This window comes from Agromyces archimandritae, from assembly GCF_018024495.1.
GTDB classification, from domain to species: Bacteria; Actinomycetota; Actinomycetes; order Actinomycetales; family Microbacteriaceae; genus Agromyces; species Agromyces archimandritae.
This window is the reverse complement of record NZ_CP071696.1, coordinates 1,149,676-1,175,656: the sequence shown is the minus strand read 5'-3', so window position 1 is coordinate 1,175,656 and position 25,981 is coordinate 1,149,676. Positions and strand designations below refer to the sequence as shown.

At 73.0% G+C, this 25,981-nt stretch carries 28 protein-coding genes and 1 pseudogene; 13 read left to right on the top strand and 16 right to left on the bottom strand.

Annotated features, from left to right (window positions below; translation table 11 throughout):
* Positions 1-98 precede the first annotated feature (98 nt).
* The gene (locus G127AT_RS05340; RefSeq protein WP_425305885.1) at positions 99-821 is read left to right on the top strand and encodes an MgtC/SapB family protein; all 723 of its coding nucleotides are present in this window, start codon (positions 99-101) and stop codon (positions 819-821) included.
* Between the two features lie 7 nt (positions 822-828).
* Here G127AT_RS05340 and G127AT_RS05335 read toward each other — a convergent pair whose 3' ends face one another.
* The gene (locus G127AT_RS05335; protein WP_210900793.1) at positions 829-1,230 is read right to left on the bottom strand and encodes a YchJ family protein; all 402 of its coding nucleotides are present in this window, start codon (positions 1,228-1,230) and stop codon (positions 829-831) included.
* A 118-nt stretch (positions 1,231-1,348) separates the two neighbouring features.
* Here G127AT_RS05335 and G127AT_RS05330 point away from each other — a divergent pair, with 118 nt between their 5' ends.
* Positions 1,349-2,932: a serine hydrolase domain-containing protein gene (locus G127AT_RS05330; protein WP_210900791.1), complete on the top strand. Its 1,584-nt coding sequence runs from the start codon at positions 1,349-1,351 to the stop codon at positions 2,930-2,932.
* A gap of 8 nt (positions 2,933-2,940) precedes the next feature.
* Here G127AT_RS05330 and G127AT_RS05325 read toward each other — a convergent pair whose 3' ends face one another.
* Together G127AT_RS05325 and G127AT_RS05320 are read right to left on the bottom strand one after the other, a co-directional pair.
* Entirely contained in the window at positions 2,941-3,756 is an 816-nt protein-coding gene (locus tag G127AT_RS05325) for an SDR family oxidoreductase (RefSeq protein WP_210900789.1), read from the bottom strand.
* Between the two features lie 176 nt (positions 3,757-3,932).
* Positions 3,933-4,943 (bottom strand): GDSL-type esterase/lipase family protein, encoded by a 1,011-nt coding sequence (locus G127AT_RS05320; protein ID WP_210900787.1) that lies wholly within the window; start codon positions 4,941-4,943, stop codon positions 3,933-3,935.
* Positions 4,944-5,185: 242 nt separating this feature from the next.
* On the opposite strand from G127AT_RS05320, the gene G127AT_RS05315 reads away from it, so the two are divergent.
* Complete coding sequence (locus G127AT_RS05315; protein WP_210900785.1) at positions 5,186-5,740, top strand: hypothetical protein; 555 nt, start codon at positions 5,186-5,188, stop codon at positions 5,738-5,740.
* On the opposite strand, the gene G127AT_RS05310 is transcribed toward G127AT_RS05315, so the two are convergent.
* The 7 genes and pseudogenes from G127AT_RS05310 to G127AT_RS16020 form a co-directional block, all read right to left on the bottom strand.
* Positions 5,725-6,474, bottom strand: coding sequence for an SDR family NAD(P)-dependent oxidoreductase (locus tag G127AT_RS05310; RefSeq protein ID WP_210900783.1), 750 nt, complete (start codon positions 6,472-6,474; stop codon positions 5,725-5,727). The genes G127AT_RS05315 and G127AT_RS05310 overlap by 16 nt on opposite strands.
* Positions 6,475-6,576: 102 nt before the next feature.
* Positions 6,577-7,047: a PNPOx family protein gene (locus G127AT_RS05305; protein WP_210900781.1), complete on the bottom strand. Its 471-nt coding sequence runs from the start codon at positions 7,045-7,047 to the stop codon at positions 6,577-6,579.
* Positions 7,048-7,056: 9 nt separating this feature from the next.
* Positions 7,057-8,394, bottom strand: coding sequence for an MFS transporter (locus tag G127AT_RS05300; RefSeq protein WP_244857755.1), 1,338 nt, complete (start codon positions 8,392-8,394; stop codon positions 7,057-7,059).
* A 139-nt stretch (positions 8,395-8,533) separates the two neighbouring features.
* Complete coding sequence (locus G127AT_RS16025) at positions 8,534-9,067, bottom strand: aromatic ring-opening dioxygenase LigA (protein ID WP_244857754.1); 534 nt, start codon at positions 9,065-9,067, stop codon at positions 8,534-8,536.
* A gap of 269 nt (positions 9,068-9,336) precedes the next feature.
* Positions 9,337-9,624 carry a hypothetical protein gene (locus G127AT_RS16365; RefSeq protein ID WP_425305884.1) on the bottom strand — a complete coding sequence of 96 codons (288 nt, stop codon included), beginning with the start codon at positions 9,622-9,624 and terminating at the stop codon, positions 9,337-9,339.
* 311 nt (positions 9,625-9,935) lie between these two features.
* Positions 9,936-11,027, bottom strand: a pseudogene (locus tag G127AT_RS05295) (anhydro-N-acetylmuramic acid kinase); the annotation flags it as partial.
* Positions 11,024-12,829, bottom strand: coding sequence for a glycoside hydrolase family 3 protein (locus G127AT_RS16020; RefSeq protein WP_244857753.1), 1,806 nt, complete (start codon positions 12,827-12,829; stop codon positions 11,024-11,026). The gene G127AT_RS16020 and the pseudogene G127AT_RS05295, both read right to left, overlap by 4 nt.
* Positions 12,830-12,851: 22 nt before the next feature.
* Between G127AT_RS16020 and G127AT_RS16015 the strand changes: the two genes are divergently transcribed.
* Positions 12,852-13,403 carry a hypothetical protein gene (locus G127AT_RS16015; RefSeq protein WP_244857752.1) on the top strand — a complete coding sequence of 184 codons (552 nt, stop codon included), beginning with the start codon at positions 12,852-12,854 and terminating at the stop codon, positions 13,401-13,403.
* Here G127AT_RS16015 and G127AT_RS05285 read toward each other — a convergent pair.
* The 3 genes from G127AT_RS05285 to G127AT_RS05275 form a co-directional block, all read right to left on the bottom strand.
* On the bottom strand, positions 13,295-14,086 hold the full coding sequence (locus G127AT_RS05285; RefSeq protein WP_244857918.1) for a carbohydrate ABC transporter permease: 792 nt from the start codon (positions 14,084-14,086) through the stop codon (positions 13,295-13,297). The two genes, G127AT_RS16015 and G127AT_RS05285, sit on opposite strands and share 109 nt — an antisense overlap.
* A 116-nt stretch (positions 14,087-14,202) precedes the next feature.
* Positions 14,203-15,171, bottom strand: a complete 969-nt coding sequence (locus tag G127AT_RS05280) for a carbohydrate ABC transporter permease (RefSeq protein WP_425305897.1) — start codon at positions 15,169-15,171, stop codon at positions 14,203-14,205.
* 12 nt (positions 15,172-15,183) lie between these two features.
* Entirely contained in the window at positions 15,184-16,479 is a 1,296-nt protein-coding gene (locus G127AT_RS05275) for a sugar ABC transporter substrate-binding protein (RefSeq protein ID WP_210900775.1), read from the bottom strand.
* A gap of 190 nt (positions 16,480-16,669) precedes the next feature.
* Here G127AT_RS05275 and G127AT_RS05270 point away from each other — a divergent pair, with 190 nt between their 5' ends.
* Both G127AT_RS05270 and G127AT_RS05265 read left to right on the top strand, forming a co-directional pair.
* The gene (locus G127AT_RS05270) at positions 16,670-17,167 is read left to right on the top strand and encodes an XRE family transcriptional regulator (RefSeq protein ID WP_210900773.1); all 498 of its coding nucleotides are present in this window, start codon (positions 16,670-16,672) and stop codon (positions 17,165-17,167) included.
* On the top strand, positions 17,164-17,496 hold the full coding sequence (locus G127AT_RS05265) for a HepT-like ribonuclease domain-containing protein (RefSeq protein WP_244857751.1): 333 nt from the start codon (positions 17,164-17,166) through the stop codon (positions 17,494-17,496). The genes G127AT_RS05270 and G127AT_RS05265 overlap by 4 nt, the downstream gene beginning before the upstream one ends.
* 8 nt (positions 17,497-17,504) lie before the next feature.
* Here the strand turns inward: G127AT_RS05265 and G127AT_RS05260 are convergent, their stop codons facing one another.
* The gene (locus G127AT_RS05260; RefSeq protein WP_210900771.1) at positions 17,505-18,368 is read right to left on the bottom strand and encodes a MurR/RpiR family transcriptional regulator; all 864 of its coding nucleotides are present in this window, start codon (positions 18,366-18,368) and stop codon (positions 17,505-17,507) included.
* 122 nt (positions 18,369-18,490) lie between these two features.
* Here G127AT_RS05260 and G127AT_RS05255 point away from each other — a divergent pair, with 122 nt between their 5' ends.
* The 3 genes from G127AT_RS05255 to G127AT_RS05245 all read left to right on the top strand — a co-directional run bounded on the left by G127AT_RS05255 (position 18,491) and on the right by G127AT_RS05245 (position 21,418).
* The gene (locus G127AT_RS05255) at positions 18,491-19,426 is read left to right on the top strand and encodes an N-acetylmuramic acid 6-phosphate etherase (protein WP_210900769.1); all 936 of its coding nucleotides are present in this window, start codon (positions 18,491-18,493) and stop codon (positions 19,424-19,426) included.
* Positions 19,423-20,436 (top strand): BadF/BadG/BcrA/BcrD ATPase family protein, encoded by a 1,014-nt coding sequence (locus G127AT_RS05250; RefSeq protein ID WP_244857750.1) that lies wholly within the window; start codon positions 19,423-19,425, stop codon positions 20,434-20,436. Before G127AT_RS05255 ends, G127AT_RS05250 begins: the two co-directional genes overlap by 4 nt.
* 70 nt (positions 20,437-20,506) lie before the next feature.
* The gene (locus G127AT_RS05245) at positions 20,507-21,418 is read left to right on the top strand and encodes a DUF2510 domain-containing protein (RefSeq protein ID WP_210900768.1); all 912 of its coding nucleotides are present in this window, start codon (positions 20,507-20,509) and stop codon (positions 21,416-21,418) included.
* Between the two features lie 3 nt (positions 21,419-21,421).
* Here G127AT_RS05245 and G127AT_RS05240 read toward each other — a convergent pair whose 3' ends face one another.
* Positions 21,422-22,102 (bottom strand): alpha/beta hydrolase family protein, encoded by a 681-nt coding sequence (locus G127AT_RS05240; RefSeq protein ID WP_210900766.1) that lies wholly within the window; start codon positions 22,100-22,102, stop codon positions 21,422-21,424.
* 59 nt (positions 22,103-22,161) lie between these two features.
* On the opposite strand from G127AT_RS05240, the gene G127AT_RS05235 reads away from it, so the two are divergent.
* From G127AT_RS05235 to G127AT_RS05225, 3 genes are all read left to right on the top strand, one after another.
* A complete protein-coding gene (locus G127AT_RS05235; protein ID WP_210900764.1) occupies positions 22,162-22,545 on the top strand; it encodes a cupin domain-containing protein in 384 nt (127 codons plus the stop codon).
* Between the two features lie 454 nt (positions 22,546-22,999).
* A complete protein-coding gene (locus G127AT_RS05230) occupies positions 23,000-23,203 on the top strand; it encodes a cold-shock protein (protein ID WP_210900762.1) in 204 nt (67 codons plus the stop codon).
* 219 nt (positions 23,204-23,422) lie between these two features.
* The gene (locus G127AT_RS05225; RefSeq protein ID WP_210900760.1) at positions 23,423-24,067 is read left to right on the top strand and encodes an NAD(P)-dependent oxidoreductase; all 645 of its coding nucleotides are present in this window, start codon (positions 23,423-23,425) and stop codon (positions 24,065-24,067) included.
* 99 nt (positions 24,068-24,166) lie between these two features.
* Here G127AT_RS05225 and G127AT_RS05220 read toward each other — a convergent pair whose 3' ends face one another.
* The gene (locus G127AT_RS05220) at positions 24,167-25,126 is read right to left on the bottom strand and encodes an aggregation-promoting factor C-terminal-like domain-containing protein (RefSeq protein ID WP_210900758.1); all 960 of its coding nucleotides are present in this window, start codon (positions 25,124-25,126) and stop codon (positions 24,167-24,169) included.
* Between the two features lie 558 nt (positions 25,127-25,684).
* Between G127AT_RS05220 and G127AT_RS05215 the strand changes: the two genes are divergently transcribed.
* Entirely contained in the window at positions 25,685-25,966 is a 282-nt protein-coding gene (locus G127AT_RS05215) for a TFIIB-type zinc ribbon-containing protein (RefSeq protein WP_210900756.1), read from the top strand.
* The last annotated feature ends 15 nt before the right edge of the window (positions 25,967-25,981 follow it).

The following is a 25,981-nucleotide window of genomic DNA, read 5'->3' as shown; positions in this document are numbered from 1 at the left end:
CAGCCGCGATGACCGCAACGTCGAGCTCTACGTGCGCTCGGCGCGGCCGATCGCATCAAGGCCGCTCGCGGCGCGGCCGATCGCATCGCGGAGGGGCGTTGACGGACTTCTTCACCGATTCGACGGGCATCGAGATCGAGTTCATGCTCGCCACCTTCATCCTGTGCTCGTTCATCGGCATCGAGCGGCAGGTGCGGCAGAAGAGTGCGGGCTACCGCACGCATGTGCTCGTCGGCCTCGGCTCGTGCGCGTTCACGCTCGTCTCGAGCTACGGGTTCGCCGCAGTCCTCGGCCCCGACGTCGCCCTCGACCCCTCGCGCATCGCCGCGCAGATCGTCTCGGGCATCGGCTTCCTCGGCGCCGGCGTCATCTTCAAAGGCCGCAACGTGGTGCGGGGGCTCACGACCGCGGCGACGGTGTGGGTCGCCGCCGCCGTCGGCATGGCGTGCGGGGCCGGGATGCTCTCGCTCGGCGTCGTGCTGACGCTGCTGCACCTTGTGACGCTCTTCCTCGTCGCCCCGCTCGTGCGCCGCATGCCGACGGCCGACCGCAAACGCCTGGTGAAGATCACCTACGCCGACGGCGAGGGGGTGCTGCGGAGCGTGCTCGGCCTGGCCAGCTCGATGGGCTTCGCGACCTCGATCGCCCGCTCGCGCCGCATCGACGGCGAGCACGGCCCGTCGGTCGCGATGGACATCCGCTTCCACGGCCGCCAGCCGGTGCGGGATCTCGTCCCGCCGCTCATGGAGCTTCCGGGCGTCGAACGCGTGAGCGTGCAGGGCGAGCGCGGCGACCCGACGGAGGACGACGACTCGATGTGATCGCGCCCTACGCCTCCAGCACGGCCCCGTCGACGTAGTACCAGCGGCCGCCCTCCCAGCGGAAGCGGCTGCGCTCGTGCAGCGAGTCCGCGCCGCCGTCGAAACGGAAGTAGGCGATGAACTCGACGATGCCGTCGAGATCGAGCGGACGGCCGCGCTCGCGTTTGACGATGTCGAGGCGGTACCAGCGCTGCCGCGGATCGAGCTCGAGCTCGGCCGGCCGCGTCGACGGATGCCAGCTCTCCAGCAGGTAGTCGGCGTTCTCGGTCGCGAAGGCGCTGTAGCGCGAACGCATGAGCCGTTCGGCGGTGGGGGCCGGCCGTTCGCCGTCGAGGATCGGCCCGCAGCACTCGCCGAACGTGAGACCGCTCAGGCATGGACAGCGGGCGTCATCGTCGGGGAGGGGCATCAACCCAGTATGGTCCTTCGCGGCAGGGCCGCGGCCGGTCGCGACGGATGCGGTGGTCGATGCGGCCGTGCGCCCCCGGCGCCGGTATCGTGGGGCGGCGGCCGGAAGGGGTGGATGCGTGCACGAGAGCGTCTTGGACGAGGTCTTCGCGGGGTTCGAGGCCCGCATCGGCGGTGCGGACCTCGGCGAGCCTGGCACGCACGGCCCCGGTGCTGCCCCGTCCGGCGGTTCCGGCGCCGCGCCCGCCGGCGCCCGGGCGCCCGGGTCGTCGGTCGCGGTGTTCGACCGCGGTGGACTCGTCGCCGCCCGCGGGTTCGGGGCGGCCGCCTTCGACGCGGAGGGGCGGGTGTCGGCGCATCCGGCATCCACCACGGCGTTCCGCATCGCCTCCTGCACGAAGTCATTCACCGCCGCCGCACTGCTGCTGCTCCGCGATCGCGGGCTCGTAGACCTCGACGCGCCGATCACCGAGGCGGTGCCCGAGTTCCGGGCGCTGCCGGGCGGGGCGCAGGGCACGCCGACCGTGCGGATGCTCGCGAGCATGTCGGGCGGGCTGCCCACCGACGACCCGTGGGCCGACCGGCAGGAGTCCCTCGGGCGCGACGAGTTCACGGAGGTCATCGCGGCGGGGGTGCGGCTGGCATCCATACCCGGAACGGAATACGAGTACTCGAACCTCGGCTATGCGCTGCTCGGCCGCGTCATCGAACACGCCGCCGGCGAGCCGTACCGCGCCTTCGTCGAACGGGAACTGCTCGAACCGCTCAGCCTCTCCGGCACCGGGTTCAGCGTCGACGCCGTGCCGGGCCCGGTCGCGACCGGGTATCGGCGTTCCGGTGACGCCTGGGTGCCGCTGCCGTTCTCGGGGCCGGGCGCGTTCTCGCCGATCGGCGGGCTGTTCTCGACCGTCGCCGACCTCGCCCGCTGGGGCGGCTGGCTCGCCGACGCGTTCCATGACGGGGGAGCGGATGCCGGACCGCTCAGCCGTGCGAGCCGCCGCGAGATGCAGCAGATGCACCGCGTGCAGCGGCCCGCCGGCTCGCGCCGCGCCGACCCGACCGCGTGGCGCACCGGAACGGTCTCGGGATACGGGTACGGCCTCAACATCCGCGAAGACGCCGCGCACGGAATGGTCGTCCACCACTCCGGCGGATATCCCGGCTTCAGCGCGAACATGCGCTGGCACCCGGCGAGCGGCATCGGCGTCGTCGCCTTCGAGAACGCCACCTACGCCGGCGTCGGCGAGGAAGTCGTGCGCGCCCTCGACCGCCTCATCGAGCACTTCTCGGGTGTGGATGCCATGGCGCACACCCCTGCGACGGCGCCCGCCGGCGGCGGCGCCCCGGCATCCACTCCGTGGCGCATCGACCCCTGGCCCGACACGGTGCGGCTCGCCGGCCGTGCGCAGCAGCTGCTCGCCGCATGGAACGACGCTCTCGCCGATGAGATCTTCACCCCGAACGTCGCCCTCGACACGCCGTACGCCGAGCGCGCCGACGCGATCGCGGCCCTGCTGGCAGAGGTCGGCCCGCTCGAGGCGGGCGCGCTCGACGCGGTTCCGATCGGCGATTCCGACTCGCCCGCGCACCTCTCGTGGCGCGTGCCCGCCGCGCGCGGCGAACTCCGCTGCGACATCCTGCTCGCCCCGATCGCCGAGGCGCGCATCCAGCGCTTCCGCGTGGAGCCCGCGGGCCCGCGCTGACCGACTCCCTACGCGCCGTCGTCGCGCCAGGCGTCGTCGTGCAGGTGCGAGCCGGCCTGCGGGCCCATCTGCAGCATCCCGCCGTCGACGGTCCAGCTCGCGCCGGTGACGTAGCTGCCCGCGGGCGAGGCGAGGAACGCGACGACCGCGGCGACCTCGTCGGGGCGGCCGGGCCGGGCGAGGGGGATCCCGGGGCGGTGGATGCGTTCGGCATCCGCCGCGACCATGTCGTTGATGGGCGTCGCGATCTCGCCCGGAGCGACCGAGTTCACGGTGATCCCGTGCCGGCCGAGTTCCTGCGCCATGGTCTGCACGAGGCCGCCGAGGCCGTGCTTCGCGGCGACGTAGGGGGCGGATCCGACCCGCGGCTGATGCTCGTGCACGCTCGTGACGGCGATGATGCGCCCGCCTTCGCCCGCGTCGACCATGCGCCGCGCGGCCGCCTGCATGCCGACGAACGCGCCGTCGAGGTTCAGGCCGACGATCCAGCGCCAGGTCTCGAGGTCGACGTCGAGGAACGGCCCGCCGGTGCCGCCGCCAGCGTTGTTCACGAACACGTCCAGCCCGCCGAGCTCGTCGGCGAGGCCGTCGACGACCCCCGCGACGCGGCCGAGATCCGTCGCGTCGAAGCGGGTCACGGCCGCCCGCCGCCCGCGCGAGCGCACGAGCTCGGCGGTGCGTTCGGCGCCGGCCTCGTCGGAGTACCAGGTGACGCCGACGTCGAGCCCCGCATCGGCGAGGGCGAGGGCGGTGGCGCGGCCGATCCCGGAATCCGATGCGGTGACGATGGCGCGGCGCGGCGCGAAGTCGTACGTAGCCGTCATGTTCCGACGTTACGCCGCCCGCGCCGTCCGCGGGAGGGTGCACGCCGCCGAGTCGCCGTCTTCATCGGGTGCGGATGCCGCGGGCGCTGCGCTGGGTGGACCCGCGGCCCCTCCGCGCACAGCAACGCGCGCAGGGCCCCCGCCCTGCGCGCGTGCCGCGCCGTGCCCCTCGGCGCTCAGTACGCGGCTTGGAACGCCGCCGCGTAGGCCGTCTGCCCGGGCCCGTTCGGGTGGAAGGAGTCGCGGATCCACCCGGCCACGATCTCGGCCTGCGGCTCGATGTAGACCTCTTCGGCCTCGTTCGTGAGCCGGTCGACGCCGTCGACCGACGACCAGAGCGTGATCTTCAGACCGTTGATCCACGAGGTGCTGTTCTTGCACGCCTCGTGACCGGCGAAGCGGGTTTCGAGCGCGGTGGTGACGGCGGGCACGCCGGCGGCGGCGGCGGCCCGGTCGATCGCGTCGTTCAGCTGCACTCCGAGGCGTCGCACCATCTGGCGTTCTGCGCTCGTCAGCAGGAATGTCAGCGCGCTGCAGCTGGACTGCACGCCCGGGTCGGGCACGAGCAGCGGGTAGCCGCCGACGATGAGGCGGTCGTTCGGCGTCGCCGAGCGGATCTCGCGGTAGAGCTGGGTGAGCGGCCCGACGAGGGCCGAGATCTTCGCCGTGAGGGTCGCCTCGCGGTCGGTGCAGTTCGACAGGAAGCAGTCTTTCAGCTCGTTCGCGAAGCCCATGTCGTTGCCGCCGACGGTCACCGTGATGAGGCGGCCCGATCCGGTCGGGATGCTCGCGAGCTGCGCGCGCACCGTCGGCATCGTCGCGCCCGAGCAGGCGATCAGCGAGCGGTTCGTGACGGACGAGCCGAAGATCAGGTTGCCCCACGCGTTCGCCGTGTTGTCGCAGTCGTTGTAGTAGCCGCCGCTGCCGAGGCCCGAGGAGAACGAGTCCCCGAGGGTCACGACGCCGGTCGGCACGGCGGCGCGGGCGGCGTCGGCCGTGAGTGCGTCGGTGCCGGTCGCGGTGCTCGCGGCATCCACCGCGGCCCCGGTCGCCGCCTGCGCAGTGCCTGCGGCATCCGACCCGGTCGCGTTGGCGGCCCCCGCAGGAATCGTGAGCGCGACGATCATCACCGCCCCGACCGCCGCGCCGATCATCCCGAACCGCTTGCTCTGTTTCGCCTTCACCATGGACCCCTTCGTCGCGGCGTCGACTGCTGTTCGGCCGCCGGCGCCCGTGCTCTGACTGACCGAGAACACCCTGACCGTAGCGGGAATCCGTGCTGAGCATGAGCTGGGCGGGCGGTGTGTCGGCCCCCGGACGAGGGGCGCGCGATCGAGGGGGGTTCGGCCTGATCGTCGCGGCAGTGTCGGAGGGGGCCCCTAACGTGGTGATCTTCGGTCGGCGACCGGAGTCATGAGAGGTCACGCACATGTGGAACCCGACCCCCGCATCCGCCCACGTCAACGCCGCCCCGTCCACCCTCGAGCGGCGGCTCGCGGCGTACGCCCGCTCCTCGCGCGAGCGCACCGCAGCGCATCGCTTCGAGACCGACCTCCGCACCCTCGAGACGCGCGTCACGGTGATCGACGCGCGCTTCCGCCGCCTCGCCGAGCGCGACGACACCGCCTATCGCATGTGGCGCGACGACACCGTGGGGCGCATGCAGGCGCTCGCGCGGGCGGCGTCCGCGTACACGGGCGCGGGGCTGTTCGCCGCGGGCGACGGCCGCCGGGTGCACGGGGTGCTGAGCCGGGTCCGGGATGCCGTGGGGCGCCTCGACCGGCGGCACGCCGAATACCTCGCCTCGCTCGCGGCGGCCGATTCGGGCGCCGCCGCGGATGCGGCGCTCGCGGCATCCACCCCCGCACGCGCCGCCGAGCCCGCCGCGCCGGCCGCCCGGCCCGCGGCATCCGCCCCCGCACGCGAAACCGCCCCGCCGGCGATGGGCGGGGCGGTTCCGGTGCCGGTTCAGCGGGCGGTGTAGGCGCCGTCGACGACGTGCTGCGAGCCGGTGATGAAGCTCGCCTCGTCGCTCAGCAGGAACACGACGAGGTTCGCGACCTCTTCGGCGTGCCCGAGTCGGCCGATCGGGTGCAGCGAGACGAGCGCGTCGTACGCCTCTTTCGGCATGCCCTGCAGCAGCGGCGTGTCGATGTAGCCCGGGTGCACGCTGTTGACGCGGATGCCCTGCGCGGCGTAGCCGATCGCGGTGGCCTTCGTCATGCCGGCGACGCCGTGCTTGGCGGTGACGTACGGCACGGCCGTCGCTTCGCCGACGAGGCCGAGGATCGAGGAGGTGTTCACGATCGCCCCGCCGCCGGCTTTCAGCATCGCGGGGATCTCGTAGTGCATGCCGTAGAACACGGAGTGGAGGTTCACGTCCATGAGCTTCAGGTAGCCCTCGATGTCGACGTCGGCGATGAGGCCCTGCGGGCCGCCGATGCCGGCGTTGTTGAACGCGAGGTCGAGGCCGCCGTATTCGCCGACGGCCTTGTCGACGGCCGCCTTCACGTCGTCCGGCTTGCCGACGTCTCCGGCGACGGCGACGGCGTGCCCTCCGCTACCCGTGATCTCGTCGACGACGGACTGCGCCGCGTCGAGGTTCAGGTCGTCGACGACGACGTTGGCGCCCTCGGCGGCGAGTTTCAGGGCGACGGCCTTGCCGATGCCGGATGCCCCGCCGGTGACGAGTGCGGTTTTTCCCGAGAACTTCCCCATGGAAAACGACTCCTAGCCTGGGCCCGCGCACCGCGCGGGCGGTCGGACGGCTGGCCGAGTGGTCAGTCGTTCAGACGCTACGTCGCGAATCTGAGGAAACATTCAGCTTTCGGGGGTGGATGCCCCGGGTCGCGGCTCCGGGCCGGCGTCGCCCGATGCCCCGCCCGATGCCTCGCCCGATGCCCCGCCCGCCTCGTGCAGCAGCCGGAACTCGTGGCGCCCGAGCAGCGCGAGCAGCCACGACGCCGGCGGCCCGAACGCCGCCCGCCCGGCCCGGGAATCGAACTCCGAGATGCCGTCGATGACGTGCTCCTCGCCATGCCGGAGCACGCGGCATCCACCCGCGGCGACGATGTTGCGGTACCAGTCGACCTCGGGCCCGTAGGTGAGCTCGGCGACGAAGCCCTCGGGCACGCGCGCGAGGATGACGGGCGTCTCGTAGCGGCGGCCGCTCTTCCGCCCCGAGTGGATGATGAGCGAGAACGGGCCCCGCCCGCGCCGCGCAGCGCGCATCGTGATCGGGTTCAGGGTGCGCGAGAGCACCCGGAGGAAGCCGTCTCCGAACCCGCCCATGCGGGAAGGCTATCCCTCGCGGCCGGCCGCTGCCACGGGGGTGGGCTCGGTCGGCGGGCGCGAGGCTCGGCGGCGGCGCCCCTCGGCATCCACTCCGATGAGCCGACGGGTCTTGCGACGCTCGACGAGGATCATCGTCACCCCCGTCGCCCAGATCAGCGCCTGCGTCGCGAACGCCCAGCGGAACGCCTCCGGCGAGTAGGTGGCCGGCGTGCCGGCGCCCTGCACATCCATCGCGATGCCGATGAAGAGGATCGCGATGAGCCCGGCGAGGAAGCCGCCGACGTTCACGATGCCGGTCGCCGTGCTGAGGCGGGCGGCGGGGTTGTAGGCGCGGGCGTGGTCGAAGGCGACCATGGATGCCGGGCCGCCGGTGCTGAGCGCGAACGCGAGGACGAAGAACATCCACACGGGCACCTGCCCCGGCCACAGCACCACCGCACCCCACGCGACGACCTGCAGGCCGACCGACGGCAGCACGAGCAGCGTCGAGCGGCGCATCGGATGCCTGGCCGACACGGCACCGAGCACGGGCCCCGAGAGGAGCCCGAACAGCACGTACACGGTGAACACGAGCGAGGCCGTCGCCGGTGCCAGGCCCTCGCCGACGGTGAGGAACGGGAAGCCCCACAGCAGCATGAACGCGGTGCCGGCGAAGGGCGGCGTGAAGTGCGACCAGAACGCCAGCCGCGTCGCCGGATGGGCCCACGAGTCGCGGAAGCCCCCGCGCAGAGCCGCCGCCGAGATGCGGGTCGGCGCGGCATCCGCACCCGGCGGATGATTGCGGATGACCGCGAGCGTGAGCACCCCGAACAGGCCGACGAGGCCGGCGAGCGAACCGAACGCGACGCTCCACTCGGTCGCATGCAGCAGGGCCGCGAGCGGCAGCACCGACACCAGCTGGCCGAGCTGGCCGAAGATGCCGGTCAGCTGCACGAGCACCGGCGCCTGCCGCGGCGGGAACCACACTGCGATCAGCCTGAGCACGCTCGGGAACACCGCCGCATCGCCCGCGCCGAGCAGCACGCGCGCGGTGATCGCCGAACCGACGTCGGGCGCGAACGCGAGCAGCAGCTGCCCGGCGGCCATGACGAATATGCCGACCGTGATGAGCGGGCGGGCGCCGAAGCGATCGAGCAGCACCCCGACCGGGATCTGCATGCCGCCGTAGATCGCGAGCTGGATGACGGCGAACATCGACAGGGTGGATGCGTCGGCCTCGAAGCGGGTCGCCGCATCGACGCCGACCGCCGACAGCGAGGTGCGGTTCGTGATCGACAGCACGTAGGCGAGCACGCCGACGCCCCACACGGCCCAAGGGCGCCAGGCGGTGGATGCGGTCGTCACGGTACCTCGGAAGATCAGGGGATGCAGGGGGTGCGGCACGCCGGCGGGCCTTGAGACAGGGTAACCCGCCCGGGCGGCACCCGAACGCGGACCCCGGCGGCGGCGGGGCGCTGCGGCATCCACCCCGCCGCCGCGAACCCTACCCGGCCCGCACCGGCCGGGGCACGGCGATGAGGGCGATCGCGCCGAGCAGCACGAACACGGCGCCGACGCCGGCGGCGAACAGGGCGACGCCGAACGAGACCATCGAGGTGTACAGCGAGGATCGCAGCGATGCCGCCTGGGCAACGGTGTCGCGGATGGGGTCATCGCGTTCGAGTTCGGCGTAGGTCTTGCCGTCGGCCATCGCCAGGGCATCCTCGGTGATGAGGTGCGCCTGCGCGGCGGCGCTCAGCGGGTCGGCGACGTCGCTGCCCTGCAGGAACGCGGCCTCGTCCGAGACGGTCACGTTCTCGGCCCGCAGCTGCGCGCTGACGCCGAGCCAGGCGGCGCCGCCGGCGATGAGGAACAGCGCGCCGATCACGATGACGACGACGGCGAGGATGCGGGCGGCGCGGCGGCGGCCGGAGGACAGCTCGGGCGAGGCCGGCGAGGCGGACCCGAATGCGGCGGACATGGCGGGCGTGGCGGGCGTGGCGGGCATGGCGGGCGTGGCGGCGGATGAGTCGGTCATGCGTTCCCCTTGTGCGGATCGACGGATGATCGATCGGCGGATCGATCGCGGGGCACGCTACCGGTACCGCCCCCGTTCGGGGGCCACACCGCGCCCGCGGAAACACGCCCGTCATCGCCCGTGCATCCGCCGTCGCCCGGAACGGCGGGCCGCGGCGCACCGCCGACGTATGTGACGCCGGATGACACGGCGGGCTCGGCGGCGAGGGGGCGGCGTGTTCGCCATCGGTTCCGTTCGGCGGTGCCGGTGGATGCCCGGCGCACCGCCCCTCAGCTCGCGGCAGATGCGGCTGCGGCCGGGGCTGCCGCGTCGGCGACCTCGAGCGAGGCGATCCCGGGCAGCGGTTCCGGCATCCGCAACGGCCGGCCCGGTGCGGGCGTGATGCGGCCGGCGATGCGCGCCGGCGTCGGCCCGATCGCTAGGGGAACCCCGTGCCAGGTGCAGAAGCCGATGAGGGCGAACAGCAGCGACTCCTTCGCGCCCGGGTCGATGCCGAGTTCCGCCGTCGACCGGGTGCGGATGCCCCGGCGCGCCGCATGCGCCGCGATCCGCTCCATGAGCACCGGGTTGCGCGCACCCCCGCCGGAGCACAGCAGCTCGGTGGCACTCGCACCGCCCGCGCCGCCCGGCCCGCCCGCGGACTCCTCGCCCTGCCCGTCCGTGCGCCCCCACCCGCGTCCTCGCGTGCGCTCGCCCTGCCCGCACGCCCTACTTCCGCGCCGCCATGTCGGAGATCGCCACGGATTCGGATGGAATCGGCGGCATCCATCCGATTCGGTGGCGATCTCCGAATCCGTGGCGGTGCCTCGCCGGGTTCGACGGCGGTCGCGCTCGCGCCCGCGTCGCCCACGCCCGGGCGCGCGGCCGCGACGGCGTCGACGACGGTGCGCGCCGTGAGCTCGGTGAGCGTCGCGGCGAGGTCGGCGGTCGGCACCTCGGTCAGGGCGCCGTGCGCGGCGGCGACCGCGGCATCCACTACGGCGAGGTCGAAGGTCTCCCGCCCGGTCGTCTTCGGCGGCGCCGCCGCGAAATACGGATGCGCGAGCAGTGCACCGAGCAGTTCCTCGTCGATGCGCCCGGCCGCCGCGAACCGCCCGTCGACATCATACGGAAGGCCCGCCGCCCGCCCGACGGCCGCATCGATGAGCCCGTTGCCGGGGCCGGTGTCGAAGGCGAGCACGCCGCCTGCGGCATCCACGATCTGCACGTTCGCGATGCCGCCGAGGTTCACCGTCGCGACCGGCCGCCCCGCCGCCCGCGCGAGCGGGGCCAGCCACAACCGGTCGAACACGCCCATCAGCGGCGCCCCTTCGCCGCCGGCGGCGATATCGGCCGCCCGCACATGCGAGACCACCGGCAGCCCGGTGCGTTCGGCGATCCACGCCGGCTCGCCGAGCTGCAGCGTGCCGCGCGCCCGGCTGCCGCGCCGGCCGTCGGGCTCGGCCCAGTGGAACACCGTCTGCCCGTGCGACACGACGAGCTCCGCCGGCGCCTCGGCGAGCACTTCGGCCGCGGCCGCCGCGAACGCCCGCCCGAGTCGCGTGTCGAGGCGGCACCAGGCGCCGGCATCCATCGGCAGCCCTGCGGCCGCCTGCAGGATGTCGCGCCGGAGCCCCGGCTCCCACGCGACCTCGCGGGTCGCGACGGGCGTGAGCTCGAGCACGATTCCGGGTGTGGATGCCGCGGCGCGCGCTCCGGCGGCGGCGACGCGTTCGGGGTCGCCGGCTTCGGGGTCGCGCCTTCGGTCGGTGACGGCTGCGAGGTCGTATGCGGCGGTGGATGCCCTGGCGCGCGCCTCGGGGTCGGCGACGCGTTCGGGATCGCGTCCATCGCGGCGTGCGGGTCGTGCGGCGTCGTCGGATGCGGTGACACCCGGTGACGGGTGACGCACGGCGAACTCGACGACGGCGACGTCGATCGCATCCGCCGACGTCCCGGACTGCAGCGAGAGCACCCTCATTCGCCGAACCCTTCCGCGAGCATCCCCGCTGCCGTCTCGGCCGCGAGGCGGCTGGCCGCCCGCACGTGCAGCACCGGAATCAGCGGTGGATCACCGGCGGGCACTCCGAGGTCGACGGCGACGGCATCCGGGCGCACCGCCGCGACCGCCGCGAGGGCGGCACGCTGCGCCGGGTCGGCGAGCCGGTCCACGACGACGACCGGCGCGCCCGCCGCATCCCGGGCGGCAACGGCGGCCCCGCCCGCATCCGAGGCGCGAACGAGCGCCCCGCCCTCGGCGATCAGGCGCGGAACCGTCTCCGCCCGGGCATCCACCGCGATGGTCGGTGCCGGCCGCACGTCGATCACCGTGCGGGGTGCAGGCACCGCCGGCGCCCGCCCGTCGGCGCTCGCCGCCGCCCGCGCGACGCCCGCCCACGGTTCGTCGCCCGCCCCTGCTGCGTCGCCCGCCCCGGCATCCGCCCGCGCTCCGGGTGCGGGCTCCACCCCGCCCGCACCCCGCAGGAGTGCCGGTTTCCCGTCGGAGTGCCGGGAGGTCGGCACTCCCGCGGGAGGTCGGCACTCCTGGGTCGGGCGGGGCGCCGTACCGCCGGTGGGCTCGCCCCCGAGAAGTGCCGGTTTCCCGTCGGAGTGCCGGGAAGTCGGTACTCCCGCGGGAGATCGGCACTCCTGGCTCGGGCGGGGCGCCGCGCCGTCGGTGGGCTCGCCCCCGAGAAGTGCCGGTTTCCCGTCGGAGTGCCGGGAGGTCGGCACTCCCGCGGGAGATCGGCACTCCTGGCTCGGGCGGGGCGCCGCGCCGTCGGTGGGCTCGCCATCTAGGAGTGCCGATTTCCCGTCGGAGTGCCGGGAAGTCGGTACTCCCGCGGGAGGTCGGCACTCCGAACTCGGGCGGGGCGCCGCCCCTCGATCGCCGCCGAAGCGCTCCGCGAGTGCGGCGACACGGTCGGCGGCGCGCTCGACGAGCGCGCGCGGCAGGGTGCCGTCTTCCAGGGCGGCGACCACGGCATCCCGGACCTCGAGGAAATCCGCCTCGTCGGGCGCAACCATGCCCCCGGGCCCGCCGCCGAGCCCCGGGTTCCCGATGCACAGCAGATCGCAGCCGGCCAGCAGCGCCCGCACGGCGGCGCCGCCCGCCCCGTACCGGGAGCGCACGGCGGCCATGTCGAGCGCGTCGCTGACGATCACCCCGTCGAAGCCGAGGGTGCGCAGTTCGGCGAGGGCGCGCGGATTCAGCGTCGCGGGTTCCTCGCCCCAGTCGGGCACGACGAGGTGGCCGGTCATGATCGCCGGCGCCCCGGCATCCACCGCGGCACGGAACGGCAGCAGGTGGTCGGCGAGCCGCCCGCCCGCGACGGGCAGCCCGAGGTGCGAGTCGGTGACGGTGTCGCCGTGGCCGGGGAAGTGCTTGACGCAGGGGGCGACGCCGGCGTCGAGGAATCCGCGCACGGCGGCGGCGACGTGCCGGGCGACGAGTTCGGGGTCGGCGCCGAAGGCGCGCGGGCCGATGACGGGGTTCAGCGGGTTCGTGTTGACGTCGGCGACGGGGGCGGCGACGACGTTGGCGCCGATGGATGCCGCCCGCCGCCCGAGTTCGCGCGCGACGGACCGGGTGAGCTCCGGGTCGTCGACGGTGCCGAGCTGCAGGGCTCCGGGCAGGGTGGATCCGCCGTCCGCTTCGAGGCGGGTGACGTTGCCGCCCTCTTCGTCGATCCCGATGAGCAGTGGATGCCGGTGCGCCCCGCCCCGCCCCGCCCGCGCCCGCCGCGCGCGCTCCACTCCGTTCCGGGGGTCGAATCCTGCCACGTTCCCGGGCGGTTCCGCCCGAATGTGGCAGGATCCGACCCCCGGAAGCTTCGATGCCGGCCGGACCCCGGTCGCCCCCTTCGTCGGCGGGCAGGGTCCGGCCGGCGTCCGGGAGGTTGTGCCCGAAGAGCACGACTCCCGCCAGACCGCGAGCCCCCTCGCGGCCGAGCCAGGCGGGCATGCCGGGTCGGTCGAGGCCGCGCCCCGGCATCCACTCGTGAGCCGCGGCACCGCTCCCGCCGGCACCGCGGCCGGCACCGCTCCCGTCGGCGCCGCGGCCGGCACCGCTCCCGCCGGCACCGCTCCGGCCGGCACCGCGCCCGCCGGCACCGCTCCCGCCGGCACCGCGCCGGCCGGCACCGCGCCCGCCGACACCGCGCCCTCCGCCGGCATCGCGCCCCGGCATCCACACCCCGAGCACGCCCGGCCAGAGCACGCGGTTCGCGAGCTCGAGATCGGCCCGGCTCATCCCTTCACGGCCCCGGCGACGAGGCCGCTCGACAGGCGGCGCTGCACGATGACGAAGAAGATCATCACGGGCACGGTGATGAGCGTGGAGGCGGCCATGATGTAGCCCCATTCGTTGCTGTGCTCGCCGAAGAACTGCTTCAGGCCGATGGCGACGGTGTAGTTCTCGGTGGCGCCGCCGAGCAGCGTCATGGCGAAGATGAACTCGTTCCAGGCGGTGATGAAGGAGAACACGGAGGTCGCCACGAGCCCGGGCATGACGAGCGGCAGCAGCACCGAGCGGAACATGCGGCTCCAGCTTGCTCCGTCGAGGTAGGCGGCTTCTTCGAGTTCGACGGGCACGGCGGCGACGAAGCCGCGCAGCATCCAGATGCCGAACGGCAGCGAGAGGGCGACGTAGACGATCATGAGCCCGAGCAGCGTGTTCAGCAGTTGCAGGTCGCGCACTTGCACGAACAGGGGGATGACGAGCGCTTCGAGCGGCACCATCTGCACGACGAGGATCATGAGGAGGATCGTGGTGCGGAAGCTGAAGCGGAAGCGTGCGACGGCGACCGAGGCGAGCAGGGCGAGCACGGCGGAGGCGAGCACGACGACGACGGCGACGAGCGCGGAGTTCCTGAGGAACAGGCCGAAGCCGCCGTCGGTGATGACGTATGCCAAGTTCGCGAGCGACCATTCGCGGGGCAGCAGCGTCTGCCCGCCGCGGCCGGCCTGTGCGTCGAACGCGCTCGAGAGCATCCAGAACGCGGGGAACAGGGTGAAGGCCAGCAGCAGCACGACGAGCACGGCCTTGCCGGCCGCGGTGCGCGTCTTGCGGGCCGAACGGCGCGGCCGGGCACGGGGCGTGCGAACGGTTCGGGGGCTCGGGGCATCCACCCCCGAGTGGATGCCCTCGCGCACGGTCACAGCTCCTCCTCCTTCAGCATGGTGCGCACGTAGACGACCGTGATCGCCAGCAGCACGAGGGTCAGCAGCACCGCGATCGCCGAGCCGAAGCCGTACCGGTTCTGCCCGAACGATTCGACGTAGGACCAGACGCCGAGGTTCAGTGCTTCGCGGTTCGTGCCGGCGCCGCCGGGCATGAGGTAGACCTGCGCGAAGATCTTGAAGTCCCAGATGGTCGACAGGATGATGACGACCGCGAACACCTGCCGCAGGTTCGGCACGATCACCTGGAAGAAGCGCCGCCAGGGGCCGGCACCGTCGACCTCGGCGGCCTCCAGCATCTCCTTCGGCACGCCGAGGAGGCCGGCGAGCACGGTGATCGCGACGAACGGGAACCCGTGGTGGATGATGTTCAGCAGCACGATCGCGTAGAAGGTGTAGCGGTCGGTGAACCAGTTCACGGGAGCGTCCTGCAGCCCGAGGGCCTGCAGCGTCTGGTTGAAGACGCCGCGGTCGGCGTCGAAGATCCACACCCACACGTAGGTGCCGGTCACGGCCGGCATCGCCCAGGCGATCATGATGGCGCTGCCGACGATGGTGCGCCAGAACGGGCCGAGGGAGGCCATGAGCACTGCGACGGCGGTGCCGAACGCGACGGTGCCGGCGACCGAGATCACGGCGAAGACGACGGTGTTCGGCAGCACCACCGTCCAGAGTTCGGGGGTGGTGAAGACCTCGACGTAGTTGTCGACGCCGTTCCAGTTGGGTTCGCCCGAGACGATCTCGCGCAGGCCGTAGTCCTGCAGCGAGAAGAGGAAGACGCGCACGAGCGGCCACAGCATGAGCACGGCCAGCACGATGAGCGCCGGTGCGAGCAGCAGCCAGGGGCGGGCGAGCGCGAGGCGGCGGCGCTTCCGCGGCAGAACCGGGCCGCCGGCCGCGCGGGCCCCCGAGGGGGTCTCCGGCGCGACCGGCGGCAGCTGGATCGTCGACACGTGCTACTTCTCGTTGAGGATGGAGTCCATCTCCTTCGCGGCATCCTGCATCGCCTGTTCGACGCTCTTCTGCCCGGAGAGGATGGCCTGGATGGCGGTGTTGGTGGTCTTCTTCGCCTGCACGGCACCGAACTGCGGGGTGACGGGGACGGATGCGCCGCCGTCGACCATCTGCTTCGCGAACGGCTGGACGAGCGGGTCGTCGCTGGCGATGGCCGCGTCCAGCAGCGAGGTCTGGCCGGGGAAGTAGCCCGACTGACCGCCCCACTTCTCGGCGAACTCGCCCGTGGTCATGAGCTTGATGAACGCCCAGGCGAGGTCCTTGTTCTCTGCCGTCTCGAACATGGACAGGTGCGAGCCGCCGAGCACGGACGGGGCGATGCCGCCGGTCTCGCCGGGGATGGTCGCCGCGGCGATCTTGCCCTCGAGCTCGGGGGCCTGCTCGACGATCGTCGCCGGGGTCCAGGATCCCTGCAGCGCCATGGCGACGTTGCCCTGCACGAAGTTGTCGAGCACGTCGGTCTCCTTCCACGTGGTCGCGCCCGCCGAGGAGAAGCCGTGCTCGGTGGCCAGGCCCGTGTAGAACGAGATCCCCTTCTGCGATTCGGGGCTCGCCAGGCCCGAGACCCACTCGTCGCCGTCCTGGGCGGCGACCTCGCCGCCGGCGCCCCACACCCAGGGGTAGACGCCGAACTCGGCGTCGCCGGGCACGGCGAAGGCCATCATCTCGGGGTGGGCGGCCTTGATGGCGTTGCCGGCGTCGACGATCTCCTGCCAGTTCGTGGGGGCCTTCAGGCCGAGCTCCTCGAAGATGTCGGCGCGGTAGACGAGGGCGCGCACGCCCGCGTACCAGGGCATGCCGTAGAGCTGTTCGTCGTAGGTGCCGGCTTCGACGAGGCCCTCGACGAGGTCGCTGCCGAGGTCGTCGGCTTCCACGTAATCGTCGATGGGGGCGAGCGCGCCGGCGTCGGCGAACTCGGTGGTCCACGTCGTGCCGGTCTCGGCGACGTCGGGGGTGGTGCCGCCGGCGATGGAGGTGACGAAGCGGTCGTGGGCGTCGGCCCACTGCACGAACTCGACGTTGAGCTCGGCGCCGGTCTCCTCGGTGAAGGCTTCGCCGACCTCGTCGAAGAATGCCGTCGCGTCGGGGTTCGTGCCCTCCATGATCCAGACGTCGAGCGTCTGGCCTTCGGCGTCGGTGCCGCCGTTCTTGTCGTCGCCGCCCCCGTTGGAGCAGCCGGCGAGCCCGAGCACGGCGGCGGTGCCGAGTGCGGCGAGCGTGAGCAAGCGCTTCTGCATGATCTGGACTCCCTTGTGCCACCGGCGGTGGTGCAGGCCCGCCGGATCCCGTGTGTTTGAAAGTAGTATTCGGCAGGTCGCCGCCGAGTGCAAGGAATTTCCAGAATTGTGCGGCATCCGCAACGCGCGTGTCACGCGTGCGGCAATAGAGCGTTCCGTCAATAGTTACGAAACGGGCTATTGTGGATGGATGACCGTCGCCGCTCCGAGTCTCATCCGCACCGCCCGTCTCGCCTCGCATCTGACGCAGGTGCAGTTGGCCGAACGTGCGGGAATCACGCAGAGCGTCGTCAGCGCCTACGAGCGCGGTCGCCGCGACCCGAGCCTCGACACGCTGCAGAAGCTCGTCGCGGCCGCAGGCCAGCGTCTCGACGTCTCGCTCGTGCCGCTCCGGGATGCCCCGAGCCTCGGCCTCGTGCGTGAGCACGCGCGCGAGCTCATCGACGGCATCGAGCTGCGGGGCGGCCGAAACGTCCGCGTCTTCGGCAGCGTCGCCCGCGGCGAGGCGGGCGAGGATTCCGATATCGACCTGTTGGTCGACATCGACCCGAGCGTCTCGCTCTTCGACCTTGCCGACATGCAGACCTTCGCCGAAGGTCTCCTCGGGTACCCGGTCGACGTCATCCCGTCGAGCGGGCTCAAAGACGACGCCGCGCCAGGCATCCACGCCGAAGCGGTCGCCCTGTGATCCGCCCGCTGCCGAATCGACTGCTCGACATCGAGGTCGCCTGCGCTGCGATCGCCGAGCACATGCGCCGTGCGGATGAGGCTCCGGAAGACCTCGTCTTCGACGCCGTCCGCATTCGCCTCGTCGAGATCGGCGAGGCCGTCAAGGACATCCCGCCGGAGGTGCTCGTCGGCGAGCCGACGATTCCGTGGGGTGAGATCGCGCGCATGCGCGACCACTTGACGCACCGCTACTTCGACACGGTGCACGCCCTCGTCATGAACACGGCACGCACCGACATCCCGCGTCTTGCCGCCGCGGTGCAGCGTCTCCGGCAGTCGGGACGATAGCCGCGGCCTCACCCCAGCCGGTGCTCCTGCACGGCGTCGTAGGTGCGGCGCAGCAGTTCGCTCGCGCGGTCGAAGTCGCCCTGCAGGAGGCGGACGACGACGAAGTCGACGACGGCCATCTGTGCGAGGCGGCTGGCCATCGCGCCGGTGCGGTAGCGGGATTCGCGGGCGCTCGTGGTGAGGACGTGGTCGGCGGCGGCGCCGAGCGGCGAGTCGGGGTAGTTCGTGATCGCGACCGTGGTCGCGCCGCGCGAGCGGGCGAGGTCGAGCATCTGGTTGGTCTCGACGGTGAGCCCGGAGTCCGAGATGCCGATCGCGACCGAGCCGGGCCCGGTGAGCGCGAAGGAGGTGAGGGCGAGGTGCGCGTCGGCCCAGCTGAAGGCGACGATGCCGATGCGGTGCAGTTTCAGCTGCAGGTCGGCGGCGGTGAGCCCGCTGGAGCCGGCGCCGTAGATGTCGATGCGGGGGGCGGTGCGGAGGGCGGCGACGACGGCGTCGAGGGCGCCCAGGTCGAGGGCGCGGGCGGTCTCCTCGATCGCGCGCGCCTCCTGGTAGGCGACTTTGGCGACGACGTCGGCGGCCGAGTCGTCCGGGTCGATCTCGGCGTCGGCGACGCGGAAGAGTTCGCGTGCGGCCTCCTCGCGGCTGTTGGCGGCGGCGATCGCGATGCGGAACTCCTTGTATCCGGCGAAGCCGGCCGCCCGGCAGAAGCGGGCGACGCTCGCCTGCGAGGTGTCGCAGCGTTCGGCGAGCTGGGTGATCGTCGAGTCGACGACGATCTGCGGATCGTCCATGACGATCTCGGCGATGTGCCGTTCGGACTTGCTGAGGCCGGGCATCCGCTGGCGCAGGGCGACGAACACGTCGGTCATGCGCGGGACCGGAGGGTCGTTGAGGCATCCATATGAAAAAAATATCCGAAACGCTTCGCCAACCGCGACACTTTTGTACATACTGGCGGGGAACGTGCTCACGATGCGAAGGATCGAGCCGCATGGCCGCGACCACTCCCACTCCTGAAGACCCCGCGGACGCGGGGGTGCCGCCCACCGAGCGGCGCCTTGCGGCATCCGCGCGCCTCGATGAGCTCGGCAGCCTCGGCGTGCTCCGCCTCCTGAACGCCGAAGACCGGGTCGCGGTGGATGCCGTGGGCGCCGTGCTCCCGGCCCTCGCCGAACTGGTCGACGTCGCGGCCGAGCGTATGCGGCGCGGAGGCGCCGTGCACTACTTCGGCGCCGGCACCTCCGGCCGGCTCGCGGTGCTCGATGCCGCCGAGCTGCTGCCGACGTTCAACCTCGAACCCGGCCGCATCGTCGCGCACATCGCCGGCGGCGACGACGCCATCCAGAGCGCCGTCGAAGACGCCGAGGACTCGACCGAAGCCGGCGCCGCCGCTGCTTCCGGGCTCGGAGCGGCCGACGTGGCGATCGGCCTGGCCGCCAGCGGCAACACGCCCTACGTCGGTGCTGCGCTCGCCGCGGCGCGGGCCGCCGGCGCCTGCACGGTGCTGATCTCGAGCAACCCGCACGCCGCATTCGCCGGCGAGGTGGACGTGAATCTCGTGCTCGATACGGGCGCCGAGGTCGTCACCGGTTCGACCCGGCTGAAGGCCGCGACCGCCCAGAAACTCGTGCTGAACGGCTTCTCCACCGCGCTCATGGTCGCCCTCGGCCGCACCTGGTCGAACCTCATGGTCTCGGTCGTCGCCACCAACGCGAAGCTCCGCGACCGCACCGTGCGCATCCTCCGCGAGGCGACCGGGCTCGACGAGGCCGCTGCGAAGGACCTCCTCGACGCGGCCGACGGCGAGCTGAAGACCGCCGTCGTCGCCCACCTGACGGCCTCGGGTGCGGATGCCGCACGCGCCCTCCTCGCCGGCTCCGCCGGATCGGTGCGCGATGCGCTGCGCACCGCGGGGGAGCGCTCGTGACCGAACGCGCCGGTGCGCTGCTCGCGATCGACATCGGTGGCACCGGTTCGCGCGCACGCCTCGTCCGCCCCGGCGGCGAGCCCGCCGAGTTCGCCGGCCCGCGGCCCGCCGTCGAGGCGCACGGCACGACCGTTCCCGAGGTCGTCGCCGCGCTCATCGACCGCGCCCTCGCCGCCCTCGCAGGCGCGCCGGCCGACACCGAGAGCGCACCGGCCGGTACCGAGAGCGCGCAGACCGACCTCGCAGGCGCGCCGGCCGGCCGACCGCGCATCGCCGCCGTCGGCATCGGCTCGACGGGGGTGCCCTCGCTCGTCGCCGATCCGGGTGCGCTCGCGGCATCCCTCGCCGAACGGGCCGGCGCGCCCGTCGCGCTCGCCGCCGACGCGGTCACGGCCCACCTGGGCGCCCTCGGCGGCGCCCCGGGCATCGTGGTCGCCGCCGGCACCGGCGTCGTCGTCCTCGGCACCGATCTCGCCGAGCAGTGGGTGCGCGTCGACGGCTGGGGGCACCTGCTGGGCGACCGGGGCGGGGGAGCCCGCATCGGCATGGCCGGCCTGCGGGCGGCGATGCGCGCTTTCGACGGGGTGGATGCCGCGGGCCTCGCCCTGCTGGCCGCAGCCCGCGCCCACTTCGGGGAGCCCGAGGCCTGGCCGGCGCTCCTCTACCCGCGCGCCGATCGCGCCGGCCTGCTGGCCGCCTTCACCGCCGACGTCGCACGCGTCGCAGACGCCGGCGATGCGTGCGCCGCCGCGATCCTCGCCGATGCCGGCGCCGAACTCGCCGCGAGCGCGGGCGCCGCGGCGCGCCCCGGCATCCACCCCCGCGTCGCGCTCACCGGCGGCATCGCGGCGATCCCGCAGGTATGCGCCGCATTCGACGTGTCCCTGCCCGCGCGCCTCACCCGAGTCGCCGCAGCCGGCGACCCGCTCGACGGCGCCCTCGAACTCGCCCGCCGCACCGCCGCCGGTTCGATCGCCGCCCGCCCCGCCCTCGTCTGGGCGGCGGGGTAGCGCGCACCGCCGCCCCGGCCCCGACCGGCGAGAGGTGAGCAATCATCGTGAATGTGCCAGACTCGGCCGTATGGGGGAGAACACGAATACAGGCACGCCCGCTGGCTGGTACGACGACGGCAGCGGCCGTCAGCGGTACTGGGACGGCGCGCAGTGGACGGATCGCTTCGCCGATGCCGGGGCGCCGGTTCCGCCGTACGCGCCGCCGAGCACGGGGCGGTCGGGGGACTCGGGTCCGAAATGGAACGTCCTCGCATTCGTCGCGCTCGGGTTCGCGGTCGTCGGCTTCATCTTCGCCTGCATGCCCGGTGCGCTCATCGTCGGGTGGGTTCTGCTGCCGGTCGCGTTCATCCTCGCGATCGTCGCATTCTTCCTGAAGGGGAAGAAGTGGCCCGCGATCGTCGCGCTCATCCTCGCCGTCGTCGGGACCATCGTCGGCTTCATCGTGTTCGTCTCGTCCGCCGCATCGTCGTTCGACGATTCCTTCGGGGGAGGCGACGTCACCGTGACCCCGCCGGCGAGCGCACATGAGACGCACGACGCCGAAGACGGATCGTCGGCCCAGGCCGGGACGCGCGACAATCCGGTCCCGCTCGGTGCGACCATCAGCGGTGACGACTACGACGTCGTCGTCAACGGGGTGGATCGGAGCCGCAGCGACGAGATCGTCGCCGAGAACACGTTCAACGAAGAGCCGGCCGAAGGCAGCCGGTACGTGCTCGTGAACCTGACCGTGACGTACACCGGCGATGAATCCGGGAGCACCTCCAGTGTGCGCGTGAGGTACGCCACCGGTGCCGGGAACGTGATCGACGAGGAGATCTTCATGACCTTCGGGGGCGAGCTGGAGCCCCAGGACCTGCTGCCCGGCGGCGGCGCCACCGGCGATATGGCCTTCCTCGTGCCCGTCGACGATGACGGCGGACTCGTGATGATCCGCCCCGGGTTCCTGGCCGACGACGTCTTCGTCGCCACCGAGTAGCGCCTACCGCGCCTCCGCGACGAACGCCGCCACCCTCGACGCGAGCGAGGCGCCGACCTCGGCGGGGGCGCGCTTCCGCCCGGCGACGTCGAAGGAGTGGCCGCCGCCCGGCATCCACTCGAGGCGAGCCGTCGGCATCTTGGCGACGACGGCGTCGAGATCGGCGTTCGGCGTCGCGAACGGGTCCTTCGTGCCCTGCAGGAAGAGGGTCGGCACGTGCACCTCGGGCAGGTGCTCGGTGCGCATGCGCTCGGGTTCGCCCGGTGGATGCAGGGGGTAGCCGATGAGGATGAGGCCGGCCGCCGGCATGCCGTCCGCGACGGCCATCGAGGCCATGCGCCCGCCGAACGATTTGCCGCCGGCCCAGATAGGGGATCCGCCGGCGAGCTCGCCCGCGGCATCCACCGCGGCACGCCACGTCGCGATCGCGGCCGGCGCCCGGTCGGGGAACCTGCGGCCCGCCTCGCGGTACGGGAAGTCGAAGCGGAGGGTCGCGATGCCGAGCCCGGCGAGGGCCTCCGACAGGCCGAGCATGAAGGGGTGGTCGCGGCCGGCTCCCGCGCCGGGCGCGAGCACGAGCAGGGCCGAGGCCTCGCCCGCGGTGGATGCCGCGGCGCCCGCCCCGGCCGGCGTGAACGACGCCGGCACGCTGCCGTCGCCGACGGGGATGCGAAGCGGTTCCATGCTTCCGATTCTGCCGTGGAAGCCGCCCCTCGCGCACGGTCCGCGCGTAGGCTGGCGCCATGGTCATGGGGGATGTGGAGAAGGCCGCGCTGCTCGCCGCCGACGCCGAAACGCTGCTCGCCTCGCGCCCGTACGTCGAGGGGCGGGTCGCGCCGGCGCGCCTGTTCGGCGGTGCGAGCGTGCGCGTCATGCTGCTCGCCTTCGATGCGGGGCAGGTGATGAGCGAGCACCGGGTGACGGTGCCGATCCTCGTCCAGCCCGTCGAGGGGCGGGTCACGGTCGAGGTCGCCGGCGACGAGCCGGCCGCCCACGAGCTCGGCGCCGGCGGCATCCTGTACGTGCCGGCGGACCTGCCGCACACGGTCGTCGCGACCGAACGGGCGCGCGTCATGGTGACGATGTGCGGACCCATCCCGCACGCCGCCGACCGCGTCGAGGGCTGACCGGCCGCCGACCGCACGCCGATCTCACGCCGACCGCACGCCGATCGCACGTCACGATCCGGACACGCTCCGTCACGCGAATCGTCCGCACAGCAACGTGCCGGTAGTCTCGAAGGGTCCAGCCCGGGTGTTCCCGGGTCGCTACCCGCTCCGGCGAGTACGCCGAGTCCGTGTGGCGGCAGGCCGGCTCTTCCACTTCAATACCGTTTTCACCGCCGGCATGGCCGAGTCCCTCGGTCCGTTCGCCGCCCGCACCCAACGCCGGGGCAGCGGGAGCGAGCTCCCGGCATCCATCTTCGGGCATGCGATCCACATCGCGTCCGCCCGTCGAGCCGCACGACGCGAGTCGCGCGGAACGCATCATCGCGGCAGGCGCCGCGGATGCCGCGCAGGCCCATTGGGGGCAGGCGCAATGCGCCGCCAGGCGGCGCAGACGAATACAGAAGGAACAGATATGGCAACCGGAACCGTCAAGTGGTTCAACGCCGACAAGGGCTTCGGCTTCATCGCCCCCGACGACGGCTCCGCCGACGTGTTCGCGCACTTCAGCGCGATCACCGGCAGCGGCTACCGCTCGCTCGAAGAGAACCAGAAGGTCGAGTTCGAGGTCGCCCGCGGCCCCAAGGGGCTGCAGGCCGAGAACATCCGCGTGCTCTGACGTACGCGTGAGTCGCAGGGGTCCGGTTCGCCGGGCCCCTGTTCGCGTCTCCGGGTGCGGATGCCGGGCCGCACCGCCGGCTGCGGCGAGTGGATGCCGGCTCGCACCCGCCCCGCGGCACCCCGCGGCATCCCCCGAACGGGGGCGCGCGAAGGCGCCTCGTGAAAGGATATACAGGCCGTCCGATGAGGGGCGGTCTATCCGAGGGAAGGACACAACGTGGCGCGCATCGTCATCATCGGGGGCACCGGCTATTCAGGGGGACACATCCTGCGGGAGGCCGTCAAGCGCGGCCACGACGTCACGTCGGTGAGCCGCTCCCTGCCGCAGGACCCGGTCGACGGTGCGGTCTACGAGATCGGCTCGATCACCGACGCGGCCGACCGCGCCCGCGCCCTCCGCGACGCCGACGACGTCATCGTTGCGATCTCGCCCCGCGGCGACATGACCGATGCGGTGCGCCCGGCGATCGCGGCGTTCTCGAAGGAGGCCGCCGAGGCCGGCGTGCGATTCGGCGTCATCGGGGGCGCGGGGTCCTCGTTCGTGGCCGAGGGCGGGCCGCTGCTGAAAGACACCCCCGAGTTCCCCGATGCGGTCAAGCCCGAGGCGACGGCGATGGGCGAGGTGCTCGACGACCTGCGCCGCTCGCCCGAGTCGCTCGACTGGTTCCTCGTGAGCCCTGCGGCGACCTACGGGTCCTTCGTGAGCGTCGAGAGCCGCGGCACGTACCGCACCGACGGCGACGTGCTCGTGGCCGAGGCCGACGGCACCTCCTCGCTCTCGGGCGCCGACCTCGCCCTTGCCGTGCTCGACGAGATCGAGAAGCCCGCGCACCGTCGGGCCCGCTTCACCGTCGGCTACTGAGGCCGGGTGCGGAACTCCGCACGCGCTGCGTCGTCCTCGCCGCGCAACGATATTCCCTGAGCGGATGCCGGATCGCCTCGCCGCGGCCCGGCATCCGCATCAGTACCACCCTTCGGCCTCGATGTGCGCCCAGGCCGCGCACGGGTTGCCGTAGCGGCCGGCGATGTAGTCGAGCCCCCAGCTGATCTGCGTGGCGGCGCTGGTCTGCCAGTCGGCGCCGGCCGAGGCCATCTTCGTGCCCGGCAGCGCCTGCGGGATGCCGTAGGCGCCGTCGGGGGTTCCGGCCGTGACGTTCCACCCCGACTCGTAATCCCAGACGGCGACGAGGCAGCCGAACTGGTCCTGCCCCCAGCCGTAGCGGGCGGCCGACATGTCGCGGGCGATGATCTGCGCATCGCTCGGGCTCGCCGGCGGTGCCGGGGCGGCTGCGGGCGGCGGTGCCGGAGCGGCCTCGGCGGCTTCTTCGGCCGCGGCCTGCTCTGCTGCGGCCGCCTCGGCCGCGGCGCGTTCTGCGGCGGCGCGTTCGGCCGCCGCCTGCTCGGCCGCACGCCGGTCGAAATCGGCGATGGAACGGCGGAGCCCGCTCATGTGGGCCCGTGCGGCATCCACGAGCTCGAGCACGCGGTCCGAGCCGAGCTTGCCGAAGCCGCGCAGGGCCGCGGTCGTGCTCGCGAGCTTCGACGCGTCGGACTTGCCGCGCGCCTCGCGGATCAGCCGGTCGGCGTCCTCGATGGTCGCGGCGGCCTCCTTGGACGCCTGCACCTCGAGCACCGTGTCGTAGACGCCGAGCTTGGCCGCTTCGGGACGGCCGACGGCGGCGAGCTCCCGGGTCTCGGCGAGGCTCGCCTGCTGCAGGCCGACGGCGGTCTGCACGAGCACCCCGGTGCCGGCGGTCGCCGCGAGCACGATCGCCGCGCCGATCGCGACGGTGGATCGCCACCCCCGCCGACTGCGCCCCGCGGGCGCGTCCCCGTCCGGCGCGGCCTTCCGGCGGAATCGCAGCCGCGTTCGGCTGCCGCCGGGCGTGGTCTCGGGTGACGTCGTCGGCTCTTCGCTCATGCTGATCCACCGTGCGAGCCGCGCACCCCCCTGGGCGACCGACTCGTGTTTCCGCTCTCATCGCGGGCGCCCCTCGCCCACGAGCTGTTGCCACCCGCACCCTATGCGCTGCGCTCGGCGGCCGCAACCGTTCCGCTTCCGACCCCGCACTGCTTCCCGGGGTCGTTTCCTGCCACCTTCACGCGGAGCTCCGCCTGAAAATGGCAGGAAACGACCCCCGGAACGGGAAAGGAGCGGGTGGGATGCGGCGCGCAGCGGGTGCGTGATCCCGGGTGCGGATGCCGGAGCGCGCTGCCCCCTTCACGCAAGGTTCTCGTTCGAAAAGCACTTGCGGGGGTCATTTCCTGCCACGCGCATGCGGTTTTCCGCTTCAGGATGGCAGGATTCGACCCCCGGAACGATAGGCCGGGTGCGGGTGCGGGTGCGGGTGCGGGTGCGGGTGCGGGTGCGGGTGCGTGGCGGATGCCGCTGCGCACCGGTGCGGGCTCTCGGCGGATCCCGAGGCGGGCCTCGCTAGGCTCGCGGCGACCGATGGATCGACGCCTGGGAGGCCCCCTGATGCAGTGCCCCACCGACGGAACCGTGCTCGTGATGAGCGAGCGGAGCGGAATCGAGATCGACTATTGCCCGACGTGTCGCGGTGTGTGGCTCGATCGCGGCGAGCTCGACAAGATCATCGAGCGGTCGGCCGAGCAGCCGGGCCCGGCGCCCCGCGGCGCGGCCCCGCGCTATGAGGAGCGCCCCCGCTACGAGGAGCGCCCGAAGTACGACCGCGCGTACGGCGACCGCGGCTACCCGCGCAAGCGCAAGGAGAGCTGGCTCTCCGAGCTCTTCGACTGAGTGCAGCGCGGCACA